Consider the following 20,394-nt stretch of genomic DNA (forward strand, 5'->3'; position numbering starts at 1 on the left):
CGCCATGCCCGCCAGCTATCAGGTCCAGGACCACTTCTACGATGTTGTCGTTGTCGGCGCCGGCGGCGCGGGTCTGCGCGCCACCATGGGTCTCGCCGCGGCCGGTCTGAAGACCGCCTGCATCTCGAAGGTCTTCCCGACCCGCAGCCACACCGTGGCGGCGCAGGGCGGCATCTCGGCAGCCCTTGGCAACATGGGCGAGGACAACTGGCGCTGGCACATGTACGACACCGTCAAGGGGTCGGACTGGCTGGGCGATCAGGACGCCATCGAATACATGTGCCGTGAAGCCGTGCCGGCCGTGATCGAACTCGAGCATTTCGGCGTGCCGTTCAGCCGCACCGAAGAGGGCAAGATCTATCAGCGCGCCTTCGGCGGCATGACCAAGAATTACGGTGAGAGCCCGGCCCAGCGCACCTGCGCCGCCGCCGACCGCACCGGCCATGCGATCCTGCACACGCTGTACCAGCAGTCGCTGAAGTTCGACACCGAGTTCTTCATCGAATACTTCGCCCTCGACCTGATCATGGACGAGGAAGGCACCTGCTGCGGCGTGATGGCCTGGAACCTGGCCGATGGCACGATGCATCGCTTCCGCGCCAAGATGGTGGTTCTGGCGACCGGCGGCTACGGCCGCGCCTATTTCTCCTGCACGTCGGCCCACACCTGCACGGGCGACGGCGGCGGCATGGTGCTGCGCGCCGGCCTGCCGCTGCAGGACATGGAGTTCGTGCAGTTCCATCCGACCGGCATCTACGGCTCGGGCTGCCTGATCACCGAAGGCGCGCGCGGCGAGGGCGGCTATGTCGTCAACTCCGAAGGCGAGCGTTTCATGGAGCGTTATGCGCCGTCGGCCAAGGATCTGGCCTCGCGCGACGTCGTCAGCCGCGCCATGACCATGGAAATCCGCGAAGGCCGCGGCGTGGGCAAGAACAAGGACCACATCTTCCTGCATCTGGATCATCTCGATCCGAAGACCCTGCATGAGCGCCTGCCCGGCATCTCGGAAAGCGCCAAGATCTTTGCCGGCGTCGACGTGACCAAGCAGCCGATCCCGGTGCTGCCGACCGTGCATTACAACATGGGCGGCATTCCGACGAACTATCACGGCGAAGTGCTGACCCTGAAGGACGGCAACCCCGACAGCGTGGTGCCCGGCCTGATGGCCATCGGTGAAGCCGCCTGCGTGTCGGTGCATGGCGCCAACCGCCTGGGCTCGAACTCGCTGATCGATCTGGTCGTGTTCGGCCGCGCCGCCGCCATCCGCGCCGCGCAGGTGGTCGACAAGAACGCCAAGCATCGCGACATCAAGGGCGCCGGCGACAATGCGCTGGCCCGCCTCGACAAGTTCCGCAATGCCAAGGGCGGCCATACGACCGCGCAGATCCGCGACAAGATGCAGCGCACCATGCAGAACAACTGCGCGGTGTACCGCACCGGCGACGTGCTGAAGGAAGGCGTCGGCCTGATCGACGAAGTCAACAAGCTGATGCCGGACGTGTCGGTGCAGGATCGCAGCCTGGTCTGGAATTCCGACCTGGTGGAGACGCTGGAGCTCGACAATCTGATCGGCCAGGCCGTGGTCACCATGCACTCGGCCGAGAACCGCAAGGAAAGCCGCGGCGCCCATGCGCGTGAAGATTACTCGGATCGCGACGACAAGGAGTGGATGAAGCACACCCTGTCGTGGTTCGGCGACAAGGGCAATGTCACCATCGACTACCGTCCGGTGCATACCTACACGCTGAGCAACGAGATTTCGTATATCGAGCCGAAGAAGCGCGTGTACTAAGCGCGACCATCGAAGACACAAGGACACCTCCCCATGGCCGAGTTCGCGCTGCCGAAGAATTCCAAGATCACCGAGGGCAAGACCTGGTCGCTCCCGCCTGCTAAGGCCGGCGAGGAACGCAAGGTCAAGCAGTTCCGCGTCTATCGCTGGAACCAGGATGACGGCAAGACCCCGCAGGTCGACACCTATGAGGTCGACATGAACGACTGCGGCCCGATGGTTCTGGACGCGCTGATCAAGATCAAGAACGAGATCGACCCGACGCTGACCTTCCGCCGCTCCTGCCGCGAAGGCGTGTGCGGCTCCTGCGCCATGAACATCGACGGCGGCAACACGCTGGCCTGCACCAAGGCCTGCGAGGACATCGACGGCGACGTGAAGATCTATCCGCTGCCGCATATGCCGGTGGTGAAGGACCTCGTCCCGGACCTGACGAATTTCTACGCCCAGTACGCCTCGATCGAACCCTGGATGAAGACCCAGAGCCCGGCGCCGACTCGCGAGCGCCTGCAATCGGCGGAGGAGCGCAAGAAACTCGACGGCCTCTATGAGTGTATCCTGTGCGCCTGCTGCTCGACCTCCTGCCCCAGTTATTGGTGGAATTCCGACCGTTATCTGGGCCCGGCCGTGCTGCTGCAGGCTTATCGCTGGATCGCCGACAGCCGCGATGAGATGACGGGCGACCGTCTGGACAACCTGGAAGATCCCTTCCGACTCTATCGCTGCCACACCATCATGAATTGCGCCCAGACCTGCCCCAAGGGGCTAAATCCGGCGCAAGCAATCGGTGAAATTAAGAAGCTGATGGTGGAACGACGCGGCTGATCTGGTAGATTGCGGCCAAAGTCTTAGGGGGAGACGGCTGGATTGGCTTAGCCGATTCGCGCTAAATTTGCGGTCGAATCTTCTGTTCACGCGTTCCAGGTAAGGCCGCACAGCGTTATGGGCGATTTCACCCGCGGAGCTCCTCCGCACCTGACAAAAGTTGGCGCAGACAAACTGCGCGACGTGTTGCGTGAGCATGAAGCCCATCTGGCCGGCAAGCCCGGCGCGCAGCCGGCCATGCTGGCTTTCACCGATCTTTCCGACGCCGACCTGACCGGGGCCAACCTGACGCTGGCCGACCTGACCGGCGCGCGCCTGCATCGCGCCCGTCTCGACGGCGCCCGCCTCTCGATGTCCAAATGCGGCGGTTCCGATTTCCGCAACGCCACGCTCGACAGCGCCGACCTGCGCTGGGCCGATCTGCGTGGCGCCTGCCTGCGCGCCGCCGGCCTGAACGACGCCAACATGGCTGAGTCGAACGGCGCCGAAGCGCTCGCTCCCATCTATGACGCCGATGGCCGCATCAGCGACAGCGGCCCGTCCAAGCGCGCCATCGATCTCTCGGGCGCCTCGGCCCAGCGTGCCGACCTGTCGGGCGCACAGTTGCCCAAGGCTTTCGCGCTGCATGCCGATTTCGCCGATGCCAATCTGGATGACAGCAACCTGCGCGGCGCCGATCTGCGCAAGGCGCAGCTGATGTCGGCCCGCCTGGAAGGCGCCGACCTGCAGCAGTCCGATTTCTCAGGCGCCAATCTCTCGGGCGCCAGCCTGTCGGGCGCGCAGCTCGGCGGCGCGAATTTCGCCAATGCCGATCTGCGCGGCGCCATTGTCGATGCCGCCAGCCGCAACCTGCCGGAACTGGCTGCTGCCATCTTCGCCGCCGCCTCGCGTCACACCATCGAGGATCTGACCGAGGTGCTGCGGCATCACGAGCTCTGGGTGCATTCCGAAGGCCGTCAGGGCCTGCGCGCCGACCTGAGCGATTTCGATTTCTCCGATCGCGACCTGCGCGGCATCAACCTGATGGGTGCGCTGCTGGAACGCGCCTGCTTCACCAACGCGGTGCTGACCAATGCCAACCTGGCGCTGGCCCGCCTGAATTTCGCCGATCTGCGCAACGCCAATCTCGCCCGCGCCAACATGCGCGGCGCCAGCCTGAGCCGCGCCAATCTGGACGGCGCCGACCTCTCCGGCGCCAACCTGGCCGCGATCCGCGACGAAGCGCCGAATGCGCGCGCCGCCCGCACCAATCTGGGCGCGGCCAAGCTCAAGAAGGTCCTGCTGATCAACGCCAACCTGTCGGGCGCGAGCCTGGTGGCGGCGGACTTACGCGACGCCAATCTGGCCGGTGCCGATCTCACCGGCGCCGATCTGACGGATGGCCGCTTCTCGGGCGCGAACCTCGCCGGTGCGCAGCTCGATAACGCCCGCCTCGATCGCGCGCGCGACCTTCTGCTGCCCAATTAACGTTAATTGGTCTGCTGGTTCCACCCTGGCCCGCTGATAGGTGCCTAGGCTTGATGTACTAGCGCGCGGTAATCCGCGCTCTGCATCTCGTTGATGCGCGAGACACAGCGCTGGAACTCGAACGCCCCTTCGCCATCGGGATAGAGCGTTTCCGGCGGTGCATCGGCCGTCGCCGCCAGCTTGGTCTTCGCCTCATAGAGCGCATCCACCAGCGTGACGAAGCGTTTTGCTTCGTTACGGCGCGCTGGACTGAGAGTAGGGATATTATCGATCATCACCGTGTGGAAGCTTTTGGCGATGGCGAGGAAATCCGCCGGGCCGAGCGGCTGTTCGCAGAGGTCGCCAAAGGTGAAGCGGGCCACGCCGCGCGCCTGGCATGGCACTTTCAGTTTGCGCCCCAGCAGCTCGATCTCCAGCGGTTCGCCCTCGGCGTCATCGGTCTGCAGGTTCCAGATGCGGTCCAGCGCGATGGTGGACTTGGCGCTGATCGGGCTGAACCAGACCGGTGATTTCTGCAGGCGCTGCAGGCGGTAGTCGCGGCTGGCGGCCAGATGCAGCACATCCAGCTTGTCCTTGAACAGCGCAATGAAGGGCAGGAACAGTCCGCGGTTGATGCCGTTCTTGTAGAGGTCGTCCGGGTGGCGATTGGAGGTCGCGACCACCACCACGCCACGGTCGAACAGCTTCTCGAACAGGCGGCCCAGAATCATCGCATCGGCGACGTCGCTGACCTGCAGCTCGTCGAAGCAGAGCAGCCAGGTGGTCTTGGCGATCTTCCTGGCCAGCGGCCGGATCGGATCGTCGCCGCCAGCCTTCTTCTCCGGATCATCCTCGGCGAGCTTGCGATAGCGGAAGATTTCCGCATGCACCTCCTGCATGAAGGCATGAAAATGCACCCGGCGCTTTTTCTCGACGGTGGCTTCCTTGAAGAACAGGTCCATCAGCATCGACTTGCCGCGCCCGACATCGCCGTAGATATAGAGGCCCTGCGGCGCCGGCTCACGCTTGCGGCCGAATGACAGCTTCTGCAGCCAACCGTCCTCGCCCCAGGCAGATTTACTAGGCTGATAATGCTTCAGCCGCTGGCTCAGCAGCTCCAGCTTCTCGGCCGCCAGGGCCTGGGCCGGGTCTTCCGCCAGGTCGCCGGACTGCAGCCTGCCGCGATAGGTTTCGAGGATGGACATACAATCTCTTTAAAACAGAACGGGCGGCAGTGTCACCTGCCGCCCGCCCGAAGCCGCTGAAAGCGGATTACTTCATGGTCGGGATGTTGAACTCGGCACCGGACCGGATGCCGGTCGGCCAGCGCGCCGTCACCGTCTTGATCTTGGTGTAGAACTTCACGCCTTCCGGGCCATGCTGGTTGGTGTCGCCAAAGGCCGACTTCTTCCAGCCGCCGAAGGTGTGGAAGGCGAGCGGCACCGGAATCGGCACGTTGATGCCGACCATGCCGACCTGGACTTTCGCGGCGAAGTCGCGGGCGGCATCGCCGTCGCGGGTGAAAATCGCCACACCGTTGCCGAATTCATGCTCGGTCGGCAGACGGGCGGCTTCCTCGAAGCTTTCGGTGCGCACGACGCTGAGCACCGGGCCGAAGATCTCTTCCTTGTAGATGCGCATCTCGGGTGTGACATTGTCGAACAGGCAGCCACCCATGAAATGGCCCTTCTCGTAGCCCTGCAGCTTCAGGCCGCGGCCATCCACCACCAGCTTGGCGCCTTCCTTGACGCCGGTATCGACATAGCCCTTCACCTTGGCCAGATGCTCCGCCGTCACCAGCGGGCCCATCTCGGAATCCTTGTCGGTGCTGGGGCCGATCTTGAGCGCCCGCACGCGCGGGGCCAGCGCCTCCACCAGCTTGTCGGCGGTGCCCTTGCCGACCGGCACGGCGACGGAGACCGCCATGCAGCGTTCACCGGCCGAGCCGTAGGCAGCGCCGATCAGCGCATCCACGGCCTGGTCCATGTCGGCATCCGGCATGACGATCATGTGGTTCTTGGCGCCGCCCATGGCCTGCACGCGCTTACCATGCGCCGCCGCCGTGGCGTAGACATATTGCGCGATGGGCGTCGAGCCGACGAAGCTGATCGCCTGGATGCGCGGATCGGTGAGCAGCGTGTCGACCGACTCCTTGTCGCCGATCACGCAGTTCAGCACGCCCGGAGGCGCGCCGGCTTCCAGCATCAGCTCGGCCAGCTTCAGCGGGCAGGACGGGTCCTTCTCGCTGGGCTTGAGGATGAAAGTGTTGCCCGCCGCGATGGCGACGCCGAACATCCACATCGGCACCATGGCCGGGAAATTGAACGGCGTGATGCCGGCGACGACGCCGAGCGGCTGGCGCATCGAATAGACGTCGATGCCGCGCGCCACGTTGTCGGAATACTCGCCCTTCAGCAGATGCGGGATGCCGCAGGCGAATTCGACGACTTCCAGGCCGCGCTGCAGCGAACCCTTGGCATCCGAAATCACCTTGCCATGCTCGTTGGCGATCAGCTTGGCGATCTCATCGGCGTTCTTTTCGCACAGCTCCTTGAACTTGAACATGACACGGGCGCGCGTCAGCGGCGAGGTCATGCTCCATTCGGCAAAGGCCTTCTGGCTGTCGGCGATCGCGCCCTCCACCTCGGCCTTGGTGGCCAGCGGCGCCTTCGAGGCGACCTCGCCGGTGGTCGGATTGTAGACATCGAGGAAGCGGCCGGACTTGCCCGCCACCTTCTTGCCGCCGATGAAATGATGAAGCTCGCTCGCCATGTTTCACTCCCAAGAGTAGGCCCCGGATGATCTGGGGTCCCGGACCACAAAGACCCGGCGACTCTAAAGCCCGGTCCGGCGATGACAAGGGCCGGACCGGATTTCGCAGTTGCACAGATGGGATTTGGTCAGTCCGCCAAGTCACTCTGGGCGGGTGGCCTGCATCGACGGCCGTTGGGCCATAGCGTCATACCAGACGGCCAGACCCGGATACTGCTGCCGCCAGTCGATATCAGGCAGGCGGAAATCCAGATAGCCCAGCGCCGAGGCCAGCGCGATGTCGCCCAGATCGAAGCGCTGCGGGCTGAGGCTGAAACCATTGGCATGGACCAATGCCCGCTCGACCACGCCGCGCAGGCGCTGCACCCAGTCGGCCCATTGGGCGGGTTTCGGCCGGCGCCCCTCGATCACCGAGATGAAACTGGCGTCGATCAGCCCCTGGCACAGGCCGGCGCGCGCCAGCGTGTCGATACGCGCGGTCGGATCGGCGGGCAGCAGCGGCCTGCCGCTCTCCAGCAGATCCAGCACCTGGATGATGGTGTCGCTCTCGGTCACCACCCGGCCATCGTCGGTGAGCAGCGCCGGCACTTTCGACAGCGGCGTGACGCTGAGCAGGTCGGGCGGGCTGACCCAGGGGTCGGTTTCCACGAATGCGACGCGGCCGGCGAGATTCTTTTCCAGTACGGCGATGCGCACCTTGCGGGCGTAGGGCGAGGTCTTGTTGAAAAACAGCTTCATGTCGTCGCTTTCTTATGAGGCCAGCTGGCCGGATAGCCGGCTGAGCACATCCTCGGCCTGCTGCACTATGGTTTCCACCACTGCCTGCGCCGACACCACTTCGGTGATCGTATCGGCGGATTCACCGGCAATCACGGCAGCGATGTCGAAATTGCCCGCCGCACGCGCCTCGCGATAACGCGGCGCCTCTTCGCGGATGTTGCGCATCAGCTCGACCTCGCGGCCGAGCCAGCGCTTGGCATGCTCGTTCACCACGCAGCGCCCGTTGAAGGGCGCAGGCCAGACATTCTCGCGCGAGATGTCGAAGACAATGCTACGCGTCGTGTCGTCGCCCGATGCCGCGCAGATGCGCGCCTTCGCCGCATCCATGCCGGCCGCCTCATGGGTCGCGTAAAAGCGCGTGCCGACCAGCACGCCGGCCGCGCCCAGGCTGAGGGCTGCCGCCAGCCCGCGCCCGTCGCCAATACCGCCGGCCGCCACCACCGGAATGGATGATGGCACCGCGTCGACCACGGCCGGCACCAGACCCAGCGTGCCGCGCGACACGCCATGGCCGCCAGCCTCGCCGCCCTGCGCCACGATGATATCGGCGCCCTCGGCGGCGGCCTGTTTCGCCATCGCCACCGTCTGCACCTGGCAGACCGCCAGCGCGCCGGCTTTCTTGATCTTGCCGATGAACGGCGACACATCGCCAAACGACAGCATCACCACCGTCGGATGGGAACTCAACGCGACATCGAGCAGATGCGGCTGCTTGGCCAGGCTCCAGGTGATGAATCCGACGCCATGGCGGCGTTTGGCCGGCATCGCCTGCAGCACGGCGATCTCGCGCTTCAGCCAGGCTTCATCGCCATAGCCGCCGCCCAGCATCCCTAAGCCGCCCGCCGCAGTAACGGCGTTGCAAAGCTTGGCGTCGGCGACCAGATCCATCGGCGCCAGCAGCACGGGATGGCGAATGTCGAGGCGCCGGGTCAGCGCGGTGGATAGCGTCATTTTATGGGTCCTCCCGAAAGTCCTGTCATTCTAGCCGTGACGTGGTATTCTATATAGTGAATATAAGTGATTTCTTCGATCTGTTTTACAGATAGGGTGAAACATGGAGCTTTCCGACCTGGCCTTCTTCTCGGCGGTGGCGCGCTGCGGCAGCATCAGCAAGGCGGCCCAGCAGCTCAACACCGTGCAATCCAACGTGACCATGCGCATCAAGCTGCTGGAGGAGAAAATCGGCCTGCCGCTGTTCAGCCGCCATAGCCGCGGCATGATCGTGACCAGTGCCGGCCAGCGTCTGCTGCCCTATGCCGAACAGGTGGCGGCGCTGGTGGGCGAGGCCAAGCGGGCAGCTCGCGATGACGGCACCGCGAAAGGTCCGCTGCTGATCGGCGCGATGGAGACCACGGCGGCGATCCGCCTGCCGCCGATCCTGGCCGGCTATCATGCCGGCAACCCCGAAGTCGATCTCGACATCACCACCGGGCCAACCGCGACACTGCTGGAGAAGGTGCTGGACCACACGCTGGAAGGCGCCTTCGTCGCGGCCCCCGTGGATCATCCCGAACTCGTCTCCACGCCGATTTTCCGCGAGGAACTGGTTCTGGCAATGGCAAAGAGCTGGCGCGACGTCGACGATTATCGCCAGGCCAATCGCACCATCACCGCCATCGTCTTCCGTACCGGCTGCTCCTATCGCCAGCGGCTGGAACAGCATATCGCCATGCAAGGCTGGCTGCCGGTGCGGCGGCTGGAATTCGGCACGCTGGAAGGCATCCTGGGCTGCGTCGCCGCCGATATCGGCATCACCCTGCTGCCGCGCGCCGCCGTGGAGCGGCACGCGATCCGCGACAGCATCCGCATCCAGCCGATCGGCAAACTGGAGGCGCAGGTCGATACCCTGTTCGTGCAACGGCGCGATGCTTACGCCAGCGCCGCCATGCGCAGCTTTATTTCCGCCTGCAAATCTGACGGCAGGGCCACCGCCCCCGCCGCGCGGAAACGGGCCTGAAAACGCTGCGGCAACCAGATTAGAATATTTTTCTAGAATTTTATTCTAGGCCGGGCTATAACGCCGGCCATGACCAAGGCCGTCCGCAAGCCCGATGACGTTTTGGCCCTGCCCGCCGATCAGGCGGGCGGCACGCGGCAGCGTGCGCTGGCGGCGGCACTGGCATTGTTCGACGCCCATGGCGTGGATGCCACCACCATCGAGCAGCTGCGCGATGCGGCCGGCATTTCCATCGGCAGCCTGTATCACCATTTCGGCAGCCGCGAAGGCCTGGTCGCCGCGCTCTATGACGACCTGCTGGCGCGCTATCGCACCGTCATCGCCGCCGATTTCGCCCGCCATGACACGGCGCGTGCCCTGCTCGACAGTTTCGTCACCGTGCATATCTCGTGGTCGATGCAGAATCCGGCCGCCGCGCGTTTCCTGGCCGAATATCGCCGCCATCGCGCCGTGACGGCAGGCGACGACAAGCTCAACCAGGGCACCGGCGATTTCCTGCGCCCGCTGTTCAGCCGGCTCAAGCCGGCCATTACCGCTGGCATCCTCAAGCCGCTGCCGCCCGAGCTGATGCTCAGCATGGTGCTGGGACCGATCCAGACCTGGCTGCGCATGCAGCGCGCCGGCAGCGCAAAGGTGAAATGGGGGCCGGCCGCCAAGCTGCTGGCCGACCTGATCTGGGACGCCATCGCCGTCCCGCCCGTCAGAAGGAAACTGAAATGACCGATGCCGTTCTGGCTCATCCTGTGGTGCTGAAGCAGTGGCAGGGCATGGGCCGGCTGCCGTTCGGCCGTCGCATCTTCAACTGGCTGATCGGCTTCACCGTGCCCTATGCCGGCAGCATCAGCCCCGAGGTCGAGACGCTGTCGCCGGGCCTGGCGCGCGCCCGCATGGCCGACCGCCGCCGGCTGCGCAACCATCTGCGCTCACTGCATGCCGTGGCGCTGACCAATCTGGCCGAGATGACCGGCAATCTTGCCTTGATGAGCCGGCAGCCGCCCAAGGGGGCGCGCTGGATCATCACCGGCTTCGACAGCGAATATCTGAAGAAAGCGCGCGGCACGATCACCGCGCAATGCGAAGTGGCCGCTCTCGACTGGAGCCAGGCGCAGAGCCTGGAAGGTCGCGTGGAGCTGCGCGACGCGACCGGCGATCTGGTGATGATCGCCCGGCCGCGCTGGAAGATCGGGCCGGCTTAAACCGCCCGTTATTGCACCGTGCCGGCAGTCTCGCCCGGCCGGCGCTGGATCTGCATCTCCGGCAGCGCGGCGTTGCCATTCAGGGTGGCGTTGCCGGGGCCGACGCCGGTGACTCCACCGCTGCCGACGCCGGAAACGCCACCGCCGTCAACTTGCACGCCGCTGCCTTCACTGGCCCCGCCCTGAACCGTGGTATTTTGACTCATGCCAGCCTGGCTGCTGCCGTCGCGCGGCAGGGCTGCGCGATTCTCGTCAGGGTTTTGCGGCGGCGCGTCGGGTTGCGTCTGTGCCTGACGATTGCCGATCACCACGCCGGCATTGCCGCTGCCGCCCGGCAGGATGCTCAGCGGCGCACCCATCTGCCCGTTGCTCTGCACATTGCCCTGCACGCCGGAATTCCAACTCGAGCCATAGCTCACGCCGGCATTCGTGCTGGTGTTGGCGTTACCGCCCGTGGTGGTGCTCGCACTGCCGCCGGCGGTCTGGGCCATCGCCGGCGCCGCCGCCAGGATCATTGCCGCCAAACCCAGCGCGTAACCCGTCATCGACCGTGCCATTGTCGCCTCCATCAGGCTGCACATGAACATGCTGCAGGAATAACCGCAGCGCACCGATGCCGTTCCGTGACAAAAATCGAAATTTTCAGAGCGCCCACACGAAACCGGCGACGGATTGCTCCATCACCCGCTTCGCTTGTTCGTGGCAATACGCTTTCATTGCCGGTTTCCGGCGATGTTTTGCTGGCGCGGGTCACGCGATAGTCACCCTGCCGCGACAGGCTTCATCTTTGTGGCAGTCGTGCCCGCAAGACGTCACAAAATGGCCCCTGGCGTTTCACTGGTTCCGCAGCGATCAGCCCTTATATGCAGTGACCCGACAGGAAACCCAGGAAACTCTCTGGCGCCCTGTCTCCAGAAACCTGTGGAGGTACATTATGAAACAGTCCCTTTCGCTTGCCCTGCTTGGCGCCACCGCTCTGGCTGCGGCTTCGGTGGTTGTGACGCCGCTGGCTCAGGCCCAGACATCGACGCAGCAGCAGAACCAGCAGTACAAGGCGCCGGCGCAGACGCCGAATGACAGCCCGTCAAGCCAGCGCGTGCCGAATACCACCAAGGCCGAGAAATCGGTGGTGCGTCCGATCACGGCCGGCAACTATGTGCTGTATGCGCAGACCGCCGATCTGTTTGAATCGGAAGCGGCCAAGATCGCGGTGCAGCGCGCCCAGAACAAGGATGTGCGTGAATATGCCACCCGTGTGGTGAGCGACAACGCCACCACGAGCAGCAAGGTCAGCGCAGCGGCCCAGCAGGCCGGCGTGGCCCCGGCGACCGTGACCCTGACCGCCAAGCAGCTCACCAAGCTGAATGACCTGCGTAACGCCTCGGATGCGGCCTTCGACCGCATGTATATCAATACGCAGCTCGAGGCACAGGAACGCGAGCTGCGCCTGCATAACAATTACGCCAAGAACGGCGAGCAGGCGACGCTGCGCACCACCTCGAACGAGATGGTGCCGGTGACCCGCAAGCATATCGCCGATGCCAAGGTGATCTCGGGCCAGCTCGGCAACGAGAGCTAAATCGGCATAAACGTCCCGACAGCGAAACGCCCCGCCTTCGCCGGCGGGGCGTTTTTCATGCGCGCACCCTATTGCCGCGTGACGGCGTGCAAGGCCTTCAGGCGCGTCAGCAGGCTACGGGCGCCACTCAGCGGCAGGCAGCTCGGGCCATCGCATTTGGCCTTGTCCGGATCGGGATGGAATTCCAGGAAGACGCCATCGGCGCCGGCCGCCACGGCGGCAGCCGCGATCACCGCCACGCCCTCGCGTCGGCCGCCGGCCGCGACGCCGCCACCTTCGACCGCCCGCGCGCCGGGCAACTGCACGGCATGGGTGGCGTCGATGGTCACCGGCACGCCGAATTTCTGCATCTCCGGGATCGCCAGCATGTCGACGATCAGGTTGTTGTAGCCGAATGCACTGCCGCGCTCGCACAGGATGGTCATGCCCGGCTTCGCCGCCTGCTCGATCTTGTGCAGGATGCTCTTACAGTCATTGGGTGCCAGGAACTGCGCCTTCTTCACATGCAGCAGGCCATTGTTCTTCTGGGTCGCCTGCGCGGCCGCGACGATCAGATCGGTCTGCCGCACCAGGAAGGCGGGGATCTGCACCAGCTCGGCCACGGCGGCGACCGCTTCGGCCTGCCCCGGCTCATGCAGGTCGGTGGCGATCGGCACGTTCAGCTTGTCTTTGACAGTGGCAAGAATCTTCAGGCCCTCTTTCAGGCCCGGGCCACGATAGCTGTTGATCGAGGACCGATTGGCCTTGTCGAAACTGGCCTTGAACACGAAGGGCAGCTTGAGGTCGGCGGCAATCTGCTTCAGCTCGGTCGCCGTATGCAGGGCCAGGTCCACGTCCTCCAGCACATTCAGCCCCAGGATGGCGAACAGGGACTGTCCGTCACCGATGGTGAGATTCCATTTCGGCAGGGTAAGCGCGGCCATGGGCATGATCCTTCCAATGCGACTGGCCGCAATTGTGTCGCAGATTTTTCCGGAATGCGATATGCCGCGACCGGATATTCACAGGATCAGGCGGCGGGCGGCGGGTCGAGATACATGCCCGACAGCGGCTCCAGCCAGACCATGTGATCCTCCACGGCCTTAACGCCGGGGGTTTCCGCAGCCAGCGCCTTCAGGGCGGCGCGCGCGCGCTCATCGAAGACCGTGCCCCACAGATGCACCACCCCGTCCCGCACGATGATGTCGGTACTGCCGGTCGGCGCCCATGCCTGGTCCTTCATGGCCGCGAGAATGGCCCGACGAATCTCGGAATCATGCGCCGTTACAGGTTTGACGTCGGCCAGTGCGCCGGCGAAAGCATGCAGCAGGTTGGCCCGGCTGACGATACCCACCACCTTGCCGTCACGGACAACCGGCACACGCTTGATCCGACGCGCCTCCATGAGACGCACGACATCGGACAACGGGGTTTGCTCTTGGACACTGACAACATCATGGGTCATCAGGGCATCGATATCGCGCGCGTGACTTTGCACATAAGCGGCGGCATCTGCGCCAGTGCCGAGCAGAAACTGCAACCACCGCGGCCGCTGCAGTGCCGTGCCGAGCTCCGTCCGCCGCAGAAAGTCGCCCTCGGTGATCATCCCGACCAGAACATCATTCTGGTCGACGATCGGGAGGCCGCTGATATGGTGCTGCAGCATCATGCGAACCGCCTGCGCAACCGTGGCGTCGTTGCGAAGCTTGCAGACCGGGGTAGTCATGATATCGACGGCTTTCATCTGGCATCTCCGTTTCAATGCCAGCAGCCTGCCAGCCAGGGGGCAGGCCCGCCTTGATTCGGATCAATTCTGCGCCAAGCTGCGCAGCAGTTGCTCGGTGGCCTCGTCGGCTGGCAGGAAGCTTTCGATCCGCAGGTCCTGCAAGGTCACATCCTGCGGTGTGCCGAAGGTGGCAATCATGGTCAGCAGGTTGAGGCTGAGGCCATCCTTCTCGACGCGGAACTGCAACAGCGGCTGCGGCTCGGCCTCCCAGTCGACATTGCGCCACAGCGCATCGACATCGGGATAGTCACGCACTTCGGCCAGCACGGCGGCAGCGGCCGGGCTGTCCATGGCTTCGCGCTGCAGGCGATGCAGCAACGCCCCGGCGATCTCGCGCCAGTTGACGATATAGGGCCGCGCCCCCTGCGGATGCAACGGCAGCTTCATGAAGTTGACGGGCTGCCCGGAGCGCTGCATGTGATCGAAGCGCTCGCCCAGCAGGAAGCCCAGCATGCGCAGCGCCGCCTGATTGGCGAGCTGCACCGTCCAGGCCGCATCAACCACGACGGCGGGGAACGGCTCGGCCTGTTTCAGCAGCAGCTCGAGCGCGCGCCGCGCCGCCACCAATTGAGGTTCATCCAGCCGGCTTTCGCGATAGGCGGCGGCGAACCCGGCAGCATGGAGCAGGCGGTTTCGTTCGCGCAGCGGCAGATCCATCATCTCGCCCAGATGCAGCACCATCTGGCGGCTGGGCCGCGCGCGGCCAGATTCCAGGAAGCTGACATGACGCTGCGACACGCCGCCGGTTTCGGCCAGCTCCATCTGGCTCAGGCCCCGCCGCCGACGCCATTGCCGCATCAGCGTGCCGAAACCAGCCTGCGCTGTATTGCGGGGAGAGAGTTGCAGCGTGGCTTCGCTCATGGCGTTCGCTCCGGACGTTTTCATCAGTCTGGGAGAAAAGGCCGGCGGACGTCCAGCGCAGGCTGCATCCGCCGGCCTGCGCATCAGGCCGTAACGGCCGCGCCGCGCCGCAGGGCCTGCAGCTTCCACAGACCCATCAGGCCGGTATCCAGCGCCACCACGCCCAAGGCAATGCTGCCCCACAGGCTGAAGGCGCTGCCGAAGCTGAGCAGCAGCACTGCGGTGCCCAGCACCCAGCCCGCATCGGCAAGGGCCGAGACGCTGACGATGCTGCGCGGGATGGCCCGGCGGGTGGAGACGACGAGCAGCAGGGCCGCATAGGCCGCCAGCAGGATGCCGAGCTCCAGCATTACCGTGGACATGGCGATACCGAACACCGCCGGCTGGTGGGGTAGCAGGAAACCGGCCAACCAGTCCGGGGCCAGCAGCCCCGGCAGGCCGCAGGTGAGACAGAGGGCAGAATCGGCACGCAGGATCAGGGGGAAAGTCGGGTGCGGGGTCATAACGGGCTCCTTTCCAAAGGCGGATATGGAGTAAATAATCATTCTGTATCAGAGTGTTATCAATTACCAAGTAGGTAATAAGGCCCTGGATGGATTTGTCTCTATAATACTTATTTATTTTGTTAAATAAAATAAACTCTCCCAATTTTGCGTGTTAATATATTGACTCTGTATCCTCACTGTTAAATATAAGCGCCTACACAATGAGTGTGGTGTGGGACTCATGCAGACTTTTCCGGGATTTCTGATCCTGCAGGACCGTCCGGTCCTCGTCGTCGGCGGCAGTGAAAACGCCGCCCGCAAAATTCGTCTGCTGCGCAAGGCCGGCGCGGACGTCACCGTCATTGCGCCCGCGCTGAATGCCGAACTCTCCGATCTGGCTGCGGCCAAGCTGATCCGCCATCGCGCCCAGGACTTCGCGCCGTCGCATCTCGACGGCATGCGCCTGGTGGTCAGCACGCTGGCTGACGATGGCGACGAGGCCGTAGTGGCTGCCGCACATGCACGTAACCTGCTGGTCAACGTGGTCGACCGCCCTGATCTTTCCGATTTCATCGTGCCGGCCATCGTCGAGCGCGGCGACATCACCATCGGCATTTCCTCCAACGGCACCGCGCCGCTGCTGCTCGGCCGCATCCGCGCGCAGATCGAAGCGCTGCTGCCCGCGCGGCTCGGCGATCTCGCCACGCTGGCCGGCGATTTCCGCAGCACGGTGGCGCGCGTCATCACCGACGGTACCGCGCGCAAGCGTTTCTGGGAACGCGTCTTCGATGGCGCGGTGGCCACGCGCCTGCTGGGCGGCGACAGCGCCGGTGCGCGCAGCGCGCTGCTGGCCGAACTGAACGGGGCGCAGACGACTGCCGAAGGCAGCGTGCATCTGGTCGGTGCCGGCCCCGGCGATCCCGATCTGCTGACACTCGCAGCCCAGCGCGCGCTGATGAATGCCGATGTGGTACTCTATGACGACCTGGTCGCCCCGGCCATTCTCGACCGCGTGCGCCGCGACGCCGAACGCATCTCGGTCGGCAAGCGCAAGGGCGCGCATCGCATCACCCAGGACGGCATCAATGCCCTGCTTGCAGAGCACGCGGCAGCAGGGAAACGCGTCGTGCGGCTGAAGGCCGGCGATCCCTTCGTCTTCGGCCGTGGCGGCGAGGAATTGGATTATCTCGAAGCCCGCGGCATCGCCGTGCAGGTGGTCCCAGGCATCACCGCCGCACTGGGCTGCGCGGCGGCAGCCGGCGTTCCGCTCACCCATCGCGATCTCAGCCATGGCATCACCCTGATTAGCGGCCATCTGAAAGACGACACCGACGCCTTCCAGTGGGCCGACCGTGCCCACGACGAAACCGTCGTCGTCTATATGGGTGTCAGCCAGGCATCCCGCATCCGCGACCGCCTGCTGCAGGCCGGCGTCGCGCCCTCGCTGCCGGTCGCCCTGATCGAGAACGGCACCCGGCCCGACCAGCAGGTCTCGGCCGGTTCGCTCCACGCCCTGCCCGCGCTCGCGGCCGTCCATGGTGACGGCCCGGTGCTTCTGATCATCGGCAAAGTGGCCGCGTATGCGCAGGCCACCACCGATACCCGTCGCCAGCAGCGGCGGGCCTGAGGAGACATCTATGGCCAAAGCCCCAAAACTCGCCAACCAGCCGCAGGTCGTCACCGCCAACGACCTTCTGAGCGGCGATGTGGTTTACCTGACCCAGGCTGCCAGCTGGAGCCGCAAGATCGGTGAAGCCTCGGTCGTCGCCAATGCCGAGGCCGGCGCGGCCCTGCTCGCCGTGGCCGAAGCCCAGGCCAAGATGAATATCGTCGTCGCGCCGTATCTGATCCCGGTCGATGCCACGGTGACGCCGCCTCGGCCTATCCAGTATCGCGAGATCATCCGCGCCGACGGTCCCACCACCGAAATCCGTAAACCCGCAGCCTAAGCACCCCCATCTGCTTTTTAAGGACCTGCAATGTACCAGTACGATGCCATAGACCAGACCCTCGTGGATGAGCGCGTTGCGCAGTTCCGCGACCAGGTCGCCCGCCGGCTGTCGGGTGAGATCAGCGAAGACGAGTTCAAGCCGCTGCGTCTGCAGAACGGCCTGTACCTGCAGCTACATGCCTACATGCTGCGCATCGCCATTCCCTACGGCACGCTGTCCTCGCGCCAGCTGCGCGGCCTGGCTCAGATCGGCTGCAAGTATGATCGCGGCTGGGGCCATTTCACCACGCGCCAGAACCTGCAGTACAACTGGATCAAGCTGGAAGACACGGCCGATGCCCTGGCCGACCTGGCCAAGATCCAGATGCATGCCATCCAGACCAGCGGCAACTGCATCCGCAACACCACGACGGATCAGTTTGCCGGCGCCGCCCATGACGAGATCGAGGATCCGCGCGTCTGGTGCGAGATCATCCGCCAGTGGTCGACCTTCCATCCGGAATTCAGCTTCCTGCCGCGCAAATTCAAGATCGCCGTCACCGGCTCGCCGAACGACCGCGCCGCCGTGCGCGTGCACGACATCGGCCTGCGCATGCACAAGAATGCTGCCGGCGAGGTGGGCTTCGAGGTGATCGTGGGCGGCGGCCTCGGCCGCACGCCCTTCATCGGCAAGACCATCCGTGACTTCCTGCCCAAGCAGGACCTGCTGAGCTATCTGGAAGCCATCCTCCGCGTCTACAACCAGTTCGGCCGCCGCGACAACCTGTACAAGGCGCGCATCAAGATCCTGGTACATGAACTCGGTATCGAAAAGGTGCGCGAGAAGGTGGAAGCCGAATGGCAGGCCACCAGGTACGGTGCGCTGAAGCTGCCGCAGGAAGCCATCGACCAGATCGCGGCGCAGTTCGCCCTGCCGGCCTTCGAGACGCTGCCGGGCGGCGTGGCGGCGGATTACGCCAATGCCTTCCGCACCGATTTCGACTTCGGCCTCTGGGCGCGCCGCAACACCTTCAAGCACAAGCAGCCGGGCTACAGCATCGTCACTATCTCGCTCAAGAAAGAGGGCGAAGCGCCGGGCGATGCCAAGGCCGAGCAGATGAACGCGATCGCCGATATCGCCGACCGCTATTCGTTTGGCGAAATCCGGGTGACGCATGAGCAGAACCTGGTGCTGCCGCATGTGAAGCAGTCCGATCTGCCCGCCGTGTTCAAGGCGCTGCAGGCTTACGATCTGGCCACGCCGAATATCGGCCTGGCATCCGACATCATCGCCTGCCCCGGCCTGGATTACTGTGCGCTGGCCAATGCCCGCTCGATCCCGATCGCCCAGCAGATCGCCCTGCGTTTCAAGAACTGGGAACGCGCCCACAGCATCGGCGAGCTGAAGATCAAGATTTCGGGCTGCATCAATGCCTGCGGCCATCATCACGTCGGCCATATCGGCATTCTCGGTGTCGACAAGAACGGCGAGGAATTCTACCAGCTCACGCTCGGCGGTTCGGCCGACGACCAGGCCGCCATCGGCGACCTGATCGGCCCGTCGCTGAACACCACCCAGGCCGTGGATGCCATCGACACGATCGTCGAGACCTATCTGCGCCTGCGCCAGAGCAGCGACGAGCGTTTCCTCGACACCTATCGCCGTGTCGGCCTCGCACCGTTCAAGGAGGCCGTCTATGTCACTGCTTAAGAATGGCCATGTTGTCGGTGAGGATGCCTTCGTGCCGGTCGGCGACGAGGACGCGCTGCCCGACAACAAGCCGGTGCTGATCTCCTATGCGCGCTGGCAGGCCGAGAAGGACCAGATCAGCGGCCGCAACACGCCACTGGGCATCAGTCTGCCCAACAATCTCGACGTGCTGGATTTCGGTCCGGAGGCCGACCGCTTCGATCTGATCGTGCTGAGCTTCCCCAAGTTCAGCGACGGCCGCGCCTATAGCCAGGCCAGCCTGCTGCGCAGCCGCTTCGGCTACAAGGGCGAGCTGCGCGCCACCGGCCATGTGCTGCAGGACCAGCTCTGGCATATGCAGCGCAGCGGCTTCGACGCTTTTGAGATTGCGCGGCCCGATGCCGCCGAAGCCTTTGCCAAGGCGATGCAGAGTTTCAGCGCCGTGTATCAGCCGACCGTCGACGGCCGGCCGACGGCGCTGCGCCAGCGCCTCGCCGCAGCCCGCAAGACGGACGCCGCCGAATGAGCGCCCTGTCCTTCGCCAGCCTCGACCTCGGCGATTACGTCGCCGGTCTGAATGCCCGTCTGCGCGGGCAGACGGCGGAGGACATCCTGCAGGTCGCCATCCGCGACCTCTTCCCCGGCGAGATCGCGCTGGTCTCGTCCTTCGGCGCCGAATCCGCCGTGCTGCTGCATATGGCGGCGCAGGTCGACCGCGCGACGCCGGTACTGTTCCTCGAAACCGGCAAGCTGTTCGACGAGACCCTCGCCTATCGCGATCTGCTGATACAGAGATTGGGACTGACAGACGTGCGCAACCTGCGCCCCGACCCGAAGGCGCTGGCCGCGCTGGATGAAGCCGGTACGCTGTGGTTCCGCGATACCGATGCCTGCTGCCGCATCCGCAAGGTCGAGCCGCTTGAGCGTGCCCTCAAGCCGTTTGCCGCCTCGATCAACGGCCGCAAACGCTTCCAGTCAAATACGCGGCAGACGCTCGAAGCCGTCGAGGTCGATGGCGCACGGCTCAAATTCAATCCGCTGGCCGCCTGGGGTCCAACAGAAATCGAAGCCTATCTCACCCGGCATGAGTTGCCGCGTCATCCGCTGGTGGCGCAAGGCTATCCCTCGATCGGCTGCGCGCCCTGTACCCAGCCTGTGAGCGATGGTGAAGACGCCCGCGCCGGCCGATGGCGAGGCAGCGACAAAACCGAATGCGGGATTCACAGTCGCATGTGAATCGGCGCACCTGAACCGCCTCACTCTTCCCAGCCGCCCACCAATCTTCCTCCGGCGGCCAAGACCAGAAACGACACCGC

The 20,394-nt window shown here is 64.8% G+C and carries 21 protein-coding genes; 12 read left to right on the forward strand and 9 right to left on the reverse strand.

The genetic code is table 11. The annotated features are described in order from the left end of the window. Window positions 1-4: 4 nt before the first annotated feature. The 3 genes from sdhA (at window position 5) to AC1RRT_RS06415 (ending at window position 4,084) form a co-directional block, all read left to right on the forward strand. Complete coding sequence (gene sdhA, locus AC1RRT_RS06405; RefSeq protein ID WP_493012941.1) at window positions 5-1,792, forward strand: succinate dehydrogenase flavoprotein subunit; 1,788 nt, start codon at window positions 5-7, stop codon at window positions 1,790-1,792. 33 nt (window positions 1,793-1,825) lie between these two features. Then, a complete protein-coding gene (locus AC1RRT_RS06410; protein ID WP_493012942.1) occupies window positions 1,826-2,617 on the forward strand; it encodes a succinate dehydrogenase iron-sulfur subunit in 792 nt (263 codons plus the stop codon). A gap of 183 nt (window positions 2,618-2,800) precedes the next feature. Beyond that, window positions 2,801-4,084: a pentapeptide repeat-containing protein gene (locus tag AC1RRT_RS06415; protein WP_493012943.1), complete on the forward strand. Its 1,284-nt coding sequence runs from the start codon at window positions 2,801-2,803 to the stop codon at window positions 4,082-4,084. A gap of 44 nt (window positions 4,085-4,128) precedes the next feature. Here the strand turns inward: AC1RRT_RS06415 and zapE are convergent, their stop codons facing one another. The 4 genes from zapE to AC1RRT_RS06435 all read right to left on the reverse strand — a co-directional run bounded on the left by zapE (window position 4,129) and on the right by AC1RRT_RS06435 (window position 8,566). Beyond that, window positions 4,129-5,268 carry a cell division protein ZapE gene (gene zapE, locus AC1RRT_RS06420; RefSeq protein ID WP_493012944.1) on the reverse strand — a complete coding sequence of 380 codons (1,140 nt, stop codon included), beginning with the start codon at window positions 5,266-5,268 and terminating at the stop codon, window positions 4,129-4,131. Window positions 5,269-5,335: 67 nt separating this feature from the next. Next, window positions 5,336-6,835 (reverse strand): CoA-acylating methylmalonate-semialdehyde dehydrogenase, encoded by a 1,500-nt coding sequence (locus tag AC1RRT_RS06425; protein WP_493012945.1) that lies wholly within the window; start codon window positions 6,833-6,835, stop codon window positions 5,336-5,338. Window positions 6,836-6,976: 141 nt separating this feature from the next. After that, entirely contained in the window at window positions 6,977-7,573 is a 597-nt protein-coding gene (locus AC1RRT_RS06430) for a glutathione S-transferase family protein (protein WP_493012946.1), read from the reverse strand. Between the two features lie 12 nt (window positions 7,574-7,585). After that, the gene (locus AC1RRT_RS06435; protein WP_493012947.1) at window positions 7,586-8,566 is read right to left on the reverse strand and encodes an NAD(P)H-dependent flavin oxidoreductase; all 981 of its coding nucleotides are present in this window, start codon (window positions 8,564-8,566) and stop codon (window positions 7,586-7,588) included. 103 nt (window positions 8,567-8,669) lie between these two features. Between AC1RRT_RS06435 and AC1RRT_RS06440 the strand changes: the two genes are divergently transcribed. The 3 genes from AC1RRT_RS06440 (at window position 8,670) to AC1RRT_RS06450 (ending at window position 10,768) form a co-directional block, all read left to right on the forward strand. After that, the gene (locus AC1RRT_RS06440) at window positions 8,670-9,572 is read left to right on the forward strand and encodes a LysR family transcriptional regulator (RefSeq protein ID WP_493012948.1); all 903 of its coding nucleotides are present in this window, start codon (window positions 8,670-8,672) and stop codon (window positions 9,570-9,572) included. Between the two features lie 69 nt (window positions 9,573-9,641). Beyond that, the gene (locus AC1RRT_RS06445) at window positions 9,642-10,292 is read left to right on the forward strand and encodes a TetR/AcrR family transcriptional regulator (protein ID WP_493012949.1); all 651 of its coding nucleotides are present in this window, start codon (window positions 9,642-9,644) and stop codon (window positions 10,290-10,292) included. Then, window positions 10,289-10,768 (forward strand): DUF4442 domain-containing protein, encoded by a 480-nt coding sequence (locus tag AC1RRT_RS06450; protein ID WP_493012950.1) that lies wholly within the window; start codon window positions 10,289-10,291, stop codon window positions 10,766-10,768. Before AC1RRT_RS06445 ends, AC1RRT_RS06450 begins: the two co-directional genes overlap by 4 nt. Before the next feature lie 8 nt (window positions 10,769-10,776). On the opposite strand, the gene AC1RRT_RS06455 is transcribed toward AC1RRT_RS06450, so the two are convergent. Further along, the gene (locus AC1RRT_RS06455) at window positions 10,777-11,325 is read right to left on the reverse strand and encodes a hypothetical protein (RefSeq protein WP_493012951.1); all 549 of its coding nucleotides are present in this window, start codon (window positions 11,323-11,325) and stop codon (window positions 10,777-10,779) included. Window positions 11,326-11,702: 377 nt separating this feature from the next. Between AC1RRT_RS06455 and AC1RRT_RS06460 the strand changes: the two genes are divergently transcribed. Then, a complete protein-coding gene (locus AC1RRT_RS06460; protein WP_493012952.1) occupies window positions 11,703-12,347 on the forward strand; it encodes a DUF4142 domain-containing protein in 645 nt (214 codons plus the stop codon). Between the two features lie 68 nt (window positions 12,348-12,415). Here AC1RRT_RS06460 and kdsA read toward each other — a convergent pair whose 3' ends face one another. The 4 genes from kdsA to AC1RRT_RS06480 all read right to left on the reverse strand — a co-directional run bounded on the left by kdsA (window position 12,416) and on the right by AC1RRT_RS06480 (window position 15,476). Next, complete coding sequence (kdsA, locus tag AC1RRT_RS06465; RefSeq protein ID WP_493012953.1) at window positions 12,416-13,270, reverse strand: 3-deoxy-8-phosphooctulonate synthase; 855 nt, start codon at window positions 13,268-13,270, stop codon at window positions 12,416-12,418. Window positions 13,271-13,356: 86 nt separating this feature from the next. Further along, window positions 13,357-14,070: a CBS domain-containing protein gene (locus AC1RRT_RS06470; RefSeq protein ID WP_493012954.1), complete on the reverse strand. Its 714-nt coding sequence runs from the start codon at window positions 14,068-14,070 to the stop codon at window positions 13,357-13,359. A gap of 63 nt (window positions 14,071-14,133) precedes the next feature. Then, window positions 14,134-14,973: a helix-turn-helix domain-containing protein gene (locus AC1RRT_RS06475; RefSeq protein WP_493012955.1), complete on the reverse strand. Its 840-nt coding sequence runs from the start codon at window positions 14,971-14,973 to the stop codon at window positions 14,134-14,136. Window positions 14,974-15,056: 83 nt separating this feature from the next. After that, on the reverse strand, window positions 15,057-15,476 hold the full coding sequence (locus AC1RRT_RS06480; RefSeq protein ID WP_493012956.1) for a hypothetical protein: 420 nt from the start codon (window positions 15,474-15,476) through the stop codon (window positions 15,057-15,059). Between the two features lie 223 nt (window positions 15,477-15,699). On the opposite strand from AC1RRT_RS06480, the gene cysG reads away from it, so the two are divergent. The 5 genes from cysG to AC1RRT_RS06505 are packed head-to-tail and all read left to right on the forward strand — an operon-like array spanning window position 15,700 to window position 20,314. After that, window positions 15,700-17,085, forward strand: a complete 1,386-nt coding sequence (gene cysG / locus AC1RRT_RS06485; RefSeq protein ID WP_493012957.1) for a siroheme synthase CysG — start codon at window positions 15,700-15,702, stop codon at window positions 17,083-17,085. A 10-nt stretch (window positions 17,086-17,095) separates the two neighbouring features. After that, on the forward strand, window positions 17,096-17,407 hold the full coding sequence (locus tag AC1RRT_RS06490) for a DUF2849 domain-containing protein (protein WP_493012958.1): 312 nt from the start codon (window positions 17,096-17,098) through the stop codon (window positions 17,405-17,407). Between the two features lie 30 nt (window positions 17,408-17,437). Next, the gene (locus tag AC1RRT_RS06495) at window positions 17,438-19,099 is read left to right on the forward strand and encodes a nitrite/sulfite reductase (RefSeq protein ID WP_493012959.1); all 1,662 of its coding nucleotides are present in this window, start codon (window positions 17,438-17,440) and stop codon (window positions 19,097-19,099) included. Continuing rightward, on the forward strand, window positions 19,086-19,604 hold the full coding sequence (locus AC1RRT_RS06500; RefSeq protein WP_493012960.1) for a DUF934 domain-containing protein: 519 nt from the start codon (window positions 19,086-19,088) through the stop codon (window positions 19,602-19,604). Before AC1RRT_RS06495 ends, AC1RRT_RS06500 begins: the two co-directional genes overlap by 14 nt. Then, window positions 19,601-20,314: a phosphoadenylyl-sulfate reductase gene (locus tag AC1RRT_RS06505; protein ID WP_493012961.1), complete on the forward strand. Its 714-nt coding sequence runs from the start codon at window positions 19,601-19,603 to the stop codon at window positions 20,312-20,314. The genes AC1RRT_RS06500 and AC1RRT_RS06505 overlap by 4 nt, the downstream gene beginning before the upstream one ends. Window positions 20,315-20,394: the final 80 nt, after the last annotated feature.

This window comes from Ferrovibrio sp. GW821-FHT12B10, from assembly GCF_058807515.1.

Coding starts and splice junctions, on each gene's coding strand:
- sdhA (WP_493012941.1), top strand. CDS start 5: ATGCCCGCCAGCTATCAGGTCCAGGACCACTTCTACGATGTTGTCGTT.
- AC1RRT_RS06410 (WP_493012942.1), top strand. CDS start 1,826: ATGGCCGAGTTCGCGCTGCCGAAGAATTCCAAGATCACCGAGGGCAAG.
- zapE (WP_493012944.1), bottom strand. CDS start 5,268: ATGTCCATCCTCGAAACCTATCGCGGCAGGCTGCAGTCCGGCGACCTG.
- AC1RRT_RS06425 (WP_493012945.1), bottom strand. CDS start 6,835: ATGGCGAGCGAGCTTCATCATTTCATCGGCGGCAAGAAGGTGGCGGGC.
- AC1RRT_RS06430 (WP_493012946.1), bottom strand. CDS start 7,573: ATGAAGCTGTTTTTCAACAAGACCTCGCCCTACGCCCGCAAGGTGCGC.
- AC1RRT_RS06435 (WP_493012947.1), bottom strand. CDS start 8,566: ATGACGCTATCCACCGCGCTGACCCGGCGCCTCGACATTCGCCATCCC.
- AC1RRT_RS06440 (WP_493012948.1), top strand. CDS start 8,670: ATGGAGCTTTCCGACCTGGCCTTCTTCTCGGCGGTGGCGCGCTGCGGC.
- AC1RRT_RS06445 (WP_493012949.1), top strand. CDS start 9,642: ATGACCAAGGCCGTCCGCAAGCCCGATGACGTTTTGGCCCTGCCCGCC.
- AC1RRT_RS06450 (WP_493012950.1), top strand. CDS start 10,289: ATGACCGATGCCGTTCTGGCTCATCCTGTGGTGCTGAAGCAGTGGCAG.
- AC1RRT_RS06455 (WP_493012951.1), bottom strand. CDS start 11,325: ATGGCACGGTCGATGACGGGTTACGCGCTGGGTTTGGCGGCAATGATC.
- AC1RRT_RS06460 (WP_493012952.1), top strand. CDS start 11,703: ATGAAACAGTCCCTTTCGCTTGCCCTGCTTGGCGCCACCGCTCTGGCT.
- kdsA (WP_493012953.1), bottom strand. CDS start 13,270: ATGGCCGCGCTTACCCTGCCGAAATGGAATCTCACCATCGGTGACGGA.
- AC1RRT_RS06470 (WP_493012954.1), bottom strand. CDS start 14,070: ATGAAAGCCGTCGATATCATGACTACCCCGGTCTGCAAGCTTCGCAAC.
- AC1RRT_RS06475 (WP_493012955.1), bottom strand. CDS start 14,973: ATGAGCGAAGCCACGCTGCAACTCTCTCCCCGCAATACAGCGCAGGCT.
- AC1RRT_RS06480 (WP_493012956.1), bottom strand. CDS start 15,476: ATGACCCCGCACCCGACTTTCCCCCTGATCCTGCGTGCCGATTCTGCC.
- cysG (WP_493012957.1), top strand. CDS start 15,700: ATGCAGACTTTTCCGGGATTTCTGATCCTGCAGGACCGTCCGGTCCTC.
- AC1RRT_RS06490 (WP_493012958.1), top strand. CDS start 17,096: ATGGCCAAAGCCCCAAAACTCGCCAACCAGCCGCAGGTCGTCACCGCC.
- AC1RRT_RS06495 (WP_493012959.1), top strand. CDS start 17,438: ATGTACCAGTACGATGCCATAGACCAGACCCTCGTGGATGAGCGCGTT.
- AC1RRT_RS06500 (WP_493012960.1), top strand. CDS start 19,086: ATGTCACTGCTTAAGAATGGCCATGTTGTCGGTGAGGATGCCTTCGTG.
- AC1RRT_RS06505 (WP_493012961.1), top strand. CDS start 19,601: ATGAGCGCCCTGTCCTTCGCCAGCCTCGACCTCGGCGATTACGTCGCC.